The organism is Streptomyces sp. NPDC059564, assembly GCF_042735575.1.
Lineage (GTDB): Bacteria > Actinomycetota > Actinomycetes > Streptomycetales > Streptomycetaceae > Streptomyces.
In genome coordinates, this window is sequence record NZ_JBHWBP010000386.1 from 1 (window position 1) to 6,969 (window position 6,969).

A 6,969-nucleotide genomic window follows, 5' to 3' on the forward strand; every position below is an offset into this window, starting at 1 on the left:
GCCCTCTCCATGGACCCCCAGCAGCGGCTGCTGCTGGAGACCTCGTGGGAGGCGTTCGAGCGCGCCGGCATCGACCCGGCCACCCTGCGCGGCAGCCGCACCGGAGTCTTCGCCGGCACCAACGGCCAGGACTACGCCGTCGGCCTCTCCCAGCACGGGTCGGAGGGCATGGAGGGTCACCTCCTCACCGCCAACTCCGCCTCCGTCGTCTCGGGACGGCTCTCCTACACCTTCGGCCTGGAGGGCCCGGCGGTGACGGTGGACACCGCCTGCTCCTCGTCCCTGGTCGCCCTGCACCTGGCGGCGCAGTCGCTGCGCCAGGGCGAGTGCGACCTGGCCCTGGCCGGCGGCGTCACCGTCATGTCGACCCCCGGCGCGCTCATCGGCTTCAGCCGCCAGCGCGGCCTGTCCCAGGACGCCCGCTGCCGCGCCTTCGCCGCCTCGGCCGAGGGCACGGGCCTCGCCGAAGGCGCGGGGATGCTGCTGGTGGAGCGCCTGTCGGACGCCCGCCGCAACGGACACCGGGTACTGGCCCTCGTACGGGGCTCCGCGATCAACCAGGACGGCGCGTCGAACGGGCTGACCGCCCCCAACGGGCCGGCGCAACAGCGGGTGGTCCGGCAGGCACTGGCGAACGCGGGCCTGGCGGCCGGTGACGTCGACGCGGTCGAGGCCCACGGCACGGGAACGACGCTCGGCGACCCGATCGAGGCGCAGGCCCTGCTGAAGGCCTACGGCACCGACCGCCCGGCCGACCGCCCGCTGTGGCTGGGGACCGTCAAGTCGAACATCGGGCACACGCAGGCCGCCGCGGGTGTGGCGGGTGTGATCAAGATGGTGATGGCGATGCGGCAGGGGGTGCTGCCGAAGACGCTGCACGTGGATGAGCCGTCGCCGCACGTGGACTGGTCGGCGGGTGCGGTGAAGCTGCTCACCGAGCCGGTGGAGTGGGCGGAGCACGGGCGTCCGCGCCGGGCGGGAGTGTCCTCGTTCGGCGTCAGCGGCACCAACGCCCACGTCGTCATCGAGCAGCCGGCCGAGCAGGAGCGGGCCGCGCGGAGCGACGAGCAGGAGAACCCGACCGCGGCCGGTACCGCTGTCGCGTGGCCGCTGTCCGCCAAGGACCCGGCGGCCCTGCGCGAGCAGGCCGCACGCCTGCTGACGCACCTGACGGAACACCCGGACCTCGACCCCGCCGACATCGGCCTGTCCCTGGCGACCTCCAGGGCCGCACTGGACCTCCGGTCCGCGGTCGTCGGCACCGGCCGTGAGGAGCTGCTGAGCAGCCTCGGCGCCCTCGCCGCGGGCCGACCGGCGAGCGGCGCGGTCCTGCGCGGTGAGACGTCGACCGGCGCGCCCGCAGGGGGGAACCGGACCGCGTTCCTCTTCTCGGGGCAGGGGAGCCAGCGACCGGGCATGGGGCGCGAACTGCACGCCGCCTTCCCGGTGTTCGCCGAGGCGTTCGACGCCGTGTGTGCCGCGCTGGACATCCACCTCGAACTCCCGCTGAAGAGCGTGGTGTTCGCCGCCCAGGACGGCGAAGCGCTGAACCGGACGGTGTACACCCAGCCCGCGCTGTTCGCCGTCGAGGTGGCGTTGTTCCGGCTGGTGGAGTCGTGGGGGATCCGGCCGGACTTCCTGGCGGGTCATTCCGTCGGCGAGTTCGCGGCGGCCCATGTGGCGGGCGCGCTGTCGCTGGACGACGCGGCGAAGCTCGTGGCGGCCCGCGGCCGCCTGATGCAGGCACTCCCGGACGGGGGTGTCATGGTCGCGGTGCAGGCCTCGGAGGACGAAGTTCGGGCCCTGCTGGCCGGGTACGAGGACCGCGCGGGCATCGCCGCCGTCAACGGCCCTTCGGCCGTGGTGGTTTCGGGCGCCGAGGACGCCGTGGCCGCGGTCGTCGGGCGGCTGGAGGAACAGGGCCGCAAGACGAAGGCCCTCTCCGTCTCCCACGCCTTCCATTCCCCCTTGATGCAACCGATGCTGGCCGATTTCCGGGCCGTCGTGGAGAGCGTTTCCTTCGGCGCCGCGAAGCTTCCGGTCATCTCCACCCTCACCGGGCGTCCGGCATCCGCGGAAGAGCTCTCCTCCGCCGACTACTGGGTCCGCCATGTCAGCGGGGCCGTCCGCTTCGCTGACGCCGTCACCACCCTCACCGGCGAGGGCGTCCGTACGTTCCTGGAGATCGGCCCGGGCGGTGTCCTGACCGCCATGGCCCAGGACTCCCTCGACGAGCACGCGGTCACGCTGCCCCTGCTGCGCGCGGACCGCGCCGAGGACCTGGCCGTCACCACGGCCGCCGCCCAGCTCCACGTCCACGGGACATCCGTCGACTGGACGGCCGTGTTCGCAGGGCGCGGCGCCCGACGCGTCGACCTGCCCACCTACGCCTTCCAGTACGAGCACTACTGGCTCGACGCGCCCACCGCCCCCGGCGACGTCGCCGCGGCTGGCCTGGCCACCGCCGGACACGCCCTGTTCGGAGCGGCGGCCCTGCTGCCCGACGACGCCGGCTCGCTGCTGACCGGCCGGCTGTCACTGGCCACACACCCCTGGCTGGCCGACCACGCCGTCTCCGGCGTGACCCTGCTGCCGGGAACCGCCTTCCTGGAGATGGCCGTCCGGGCCGGCGAGGAGCTCGGCTGCGGTCGCGTCGACGAACTCACCCTCGCAGCCCCCCTGGTGCTCCCGGAGCACGGCGCGGTCCAGGTACGGGTGGTGGCCGGCGCTGCCGACGACGACTCCGACCGGCGCACGGTGCGGATCTACTCGCGTCCCGATGCCAGGGACGAGGCCGCTGCGGAGCTGCCTTGGACCCGCCATGCCACCGGGTTCCTCGTACCGGACCGCGAGGGGACGTCCGCGTTCGATGAACCGGACGTGCCCGGGACGGCGGCTGCCTGGCCGCCCGCCGACGCCGCCGCCGTCGACATCCACGACTGCTACGAGCGGCTGGCCGAGGCCGGGTTCGCGTACGGGCCCGTCTTCCAGGGCCTGCGCGGCGTGTGGCGGCGAGGGGAGGACGAGCTCTTCGCCGAGGTCGGGCTGCCCGACGACACCTCGGTCGCCGGCTTCGCCGTGCACCCCGCCCTCCTCGACGCGGCGCTGCACGCCCTGATCGTGGGCGAGTTCCTCGCGGAGGGCCACGAGGGCCGGCTGCCGTTCGCCTGGGACGGCGTGAGCGTGTACGGAACCGGCGCCGAGACGCTGCGGGTTCGCCTGACCCGTGCCGGTTCCGGTCCGGACTCGGTGGCGCTGAGGATCACCGACGGCCTGGGCAGGCCCGTGGCATCGGTGGACTCGCTGACGCTGCGGGCGGTGGCTCCCGGGCAACTCGCCGGAGCGAGCGGCGGGCACGGCGCTTCGGCGTTGCGGGACGCGCTGTTCCGGGTGGACTGGGAGCGGTGTGAGCCGGCCCCCGACGCGGAGCCCGTGGGCGTGGTGGTGTGCGAGAGCCTGCCGGCATCGGTCGCGGCTACGGACGCCGTGGCCGTCCCCGTACAGGGGACGCCCGGCGGCAGCGAGGACGCGTCGGCCGCATCGGCCGCGCGGCAGGTGCTGGCGCTGCTCCAGGAGTGGCTGCGGGAGGACCGGTTCGCCGCATCGCGCCTGGTCATCGTGACCCGAGGGGCTGTGGACGCCTCCACCGCCGACGCCGCCGATGCCGTCGAGGTGGATGCGGCGCAGGCCGCGGTCTGGGGACTCGTACGCTCGGCGCAGTCGGAGAACCCCGGCCGGTTCGTGCTGGTCGACGTCGACGGAGACATCGACGGAGACATCGACACCGCCCGTCTGGCGGCCGCCGCCGCCTCGGGCGAGCCGCAGGTGGCGGTCCGGGACGGCGCCCTGCTCGCTCCGCGCCTGACGCGGGTCGACGCCACCCCCGCGGAACGGCCCGCTGATGCCGATGACACGGGCCGTCGCCCCGCCTTCTCGGCCGAAGGGACGGTCCTGGTCACCGGTGCCTCCGGTGTGCTGGGGCGCCTCGTCGCCCGCCACCTGGTCACCGAGCACGGAGTGCGGCACCTGCTGCTGGCGAGCCGTCGCGGCCCGGACGCCGCGGGCGCGCCGGAGTTCGCCGAGGAGCTGCGGACGCTCGGCGCCGACGTACGGACCGTCCGCTGCGACGTCGCGGACCGTACGGCGCTGGCCGAACTGCTGACGGAGATTCCCGCCGACCAGCCGCTGACCGGTGTGGTGCACGCGGCGGGCGTGACCGACGACGGGATCGTCCCCGCGCTCACCCCCGAGCGCCTCGACCGCGTCTTCCGCCCCAAGGCCGACGCCGCCCTGAACCTCCACGAGCTGACCCGGGACGCCGGCCTCACCGCCTTCGTCCTCTTCTCCTCCGCCGCCGGCACCCTCGGCAGCGCGGGACAGGCCAACTACGCGGCCGCGAACGCCTTCCTGGACGCCCTCGCCCAGCAGCGCCGCGCGGCCGGGCTGCCCGCGGTGTCGATCGCCTGGGGCCTGTGGGCGGAGACCAGCGCGCTCACGGCCGACCTCGCCGCCGCGGACCGGCACCGGATCAGCCGGTCCGGGTTGATCGCGCTGGAGGCACAGGAGGGCCTGGCGCTCTTCGACGCCGCCTGCCGTTCCGCGCTCGCCACCGTGGTCCCGGTCCGGCTGGACACCGGCGCGCTCCAGGCGCAGGCCCGCGCCGGAGCGCTGCCCCCGCTGTTGCGGAAGCTGGTACGTGGCTCCGTACGGCGTGCCCTCGACGGCACGCGGCAGCACGCGACGGGGTCCTCGCTGGCCGAGCGGATCACGGCCCTGCCGGCCGCCGAGCGGCACGACGTCCTCCTCGATCTCGTCCGGACCCAGGCGGCGGCCGTGCTCGGCCACGCATCCGTCCGGTCGGTCGCCGTGGACCGGCAGTTCAGGGACCTCGGCTTCGACTCGCTCACCGCCGTCGAACTCCGGAACCTGCTCAACACGGCCACCGGCCTGCGGCTGCCCGCGACCCTCGTCTTCGACCACCCCACCCCCGAGGCGCTCACCCGCTTCCTGCTGACCGAACTCGTCGGTTCGGCCCCCGGTGGCTCGGAGCTCGCTCCGGTGGCGGTCGTTTCGGCCGATGAGCCGATCGCGATCGTGGGGATGAGCTGCCGGTATCCGGGTGGGGTGCGGTCTCCGGAGGATCTGTGGCGGTTGGTCGCGGAGGGCGGGGACGCGGTGGGCGGCTTCCCGGTGGACCGTGGCTGGGCGCTGGACGCGCTGTATCACCCGGATCCTGATCACGCCGGAACGAGCTACGCCCGGGACGGCGGGTTCCTGTACGACGCGGCGGAGTTCGATGCCGGGTTCTTCGGGATCTCGCCGCGTGAGGCGCTCGCGATGGATCCGCAGCAGCGGCTGCTGCTGGAGACCTCGTGGGAGGCGTTCGAGCGGGCCGGGATCGATCCGGCCACGCTGCGCGGTTCGCGTACGGGCGTCTTCGCCGGCGTCATGTACCACGACTACGGCTCGCGCCTGCCCGTCGCACCCGACGGATTCGAGGGGTACCTCGTCAACGGCAGCGCGGGCAGCATCGCCTCCGGCCGGGTGGCTTACACCTTCGGTCTGGAGGGGCCGGCGGTGACGGTGGACACGGCGTGCTCGTCGTCGCTCGTCGCTCTGCATCTGGCGGCGCAGTCGCTGAGGCAGGGCGAGTGCTCGATGGCTCTGGTCGGCGGTGTGACGGTCATGGCGACCCCGAACATCTTCGTGGAGTTCAGCCGTCAGCGCGGGCTGGCGGCCGACGGCCGCTGCAAGGCCTTCTCGGCGTCGGCCGACGGCACCGGCTGGGCCGAGGGCGCGGGCATGCTGTTGGTGGAACGGCTCTCGGACGCCCGCCGCAACGGCCACCAGGTACTGGCCGTCGTACGGGGTTCCGCGGTGAACCAGGACGGTGCGTCGAACGGTCTGACGGCGCCGAACGGTCCGGCGCAGCAGCGGGTCATCCGCCAGGCGCTGGCGCAGGCCGGGCTGTCCGCCGCCGACGTCGACGCGGTCGAGGCGCACGGCACGGGAACGACGCTCGGCGACCCGATCGAAGCCCAGGCGCTGCTCGCCACGTACGGCCAGGAGCGTACGGAGGACCGGCCGCTGTGGCTCGGCTCGCTGAAGTCGAACATCGGGCACACGCAGGCCGCCGCCGGTGTCGCGGGCGTGATCAAGATGGTCGAGGCGATGCGGCACGGCGTGCTGCCGAAGACGCTGCACGCCGACGAGCCGTCGCCGCACGTGGAGTGGTCGTCCGGAGCGGTGAAGCTGCTCACCGAGCCGGTGGAGTGGGCGGAGTACGGTCGGCCCCGGCGTTCGGCCGTATCGTCCTTCGGCGTCAGCGGAACCAACGCGCACGTCGTACTGGAACACGTACCGGGCGAGGAGCCCGCTCCGGCCGCCGAGAACGCCGCCCCGGCGCCCGGCGCCGTTCCGTGGGTGCTCTCGGCCAAGGACGACGCGTCACTGCGCGCCCAGGCACAGCGCCTCGCGGCCCACCTCTTCGGGCACCTGGACCTGGGGATCGCCGAGGTCGGGCGGTCGCTGGCCACGTCGCGTGCCGCGATGGAGGTGCGCGCGGCGGTCGTCGGGACCCGGCGCGAGGACCTGCTGGAGGGCTTGACGGCTCTGGCCGCCGGTCGCCAGGCAGCCGGCGTCGTACGCGGTGAAGCGGAGCACGGTACGCCTTCCGCCGACAACCGGACCGCGTTCCTGTTCTCGGGGCAGGGGAGTCAGCGGCTGGGGATGGGGCGCGAGTTGTACGCGGCCTTCCCGGTGTTCGCGGAGGCTTTCGACGGGGTGTGCGGGGTGTTGGACGCGCATCTCGAACGGCCTTTGACGGATGTGGTGTTCGGTGATGACGCGGAGCTGTTGAACCAGACCATTTATACCCAGCCGGCGTTGTTCGCGGTCGAGGTGGCGTTGTTCCGGCTGGTGGAGTCGTGGGGTGTGCGGCCGGATCTGGTGGCGGGGCATTCGGTGGGT

At 73.8% G+C, this 6,969-nt stretch carries 1 protein-coding gene; it reads left to right on the plus strand.

Features of this window, described 5'->3' with window-relative positions; genetic code table 11:
• The coding region (locus tag ACFV0Q_RS36000) for a type I polyketide synthase (protein WP_385011398.1) at positions 1-6,969 on the plus strand (6,969 nt) is incomplete at both ends.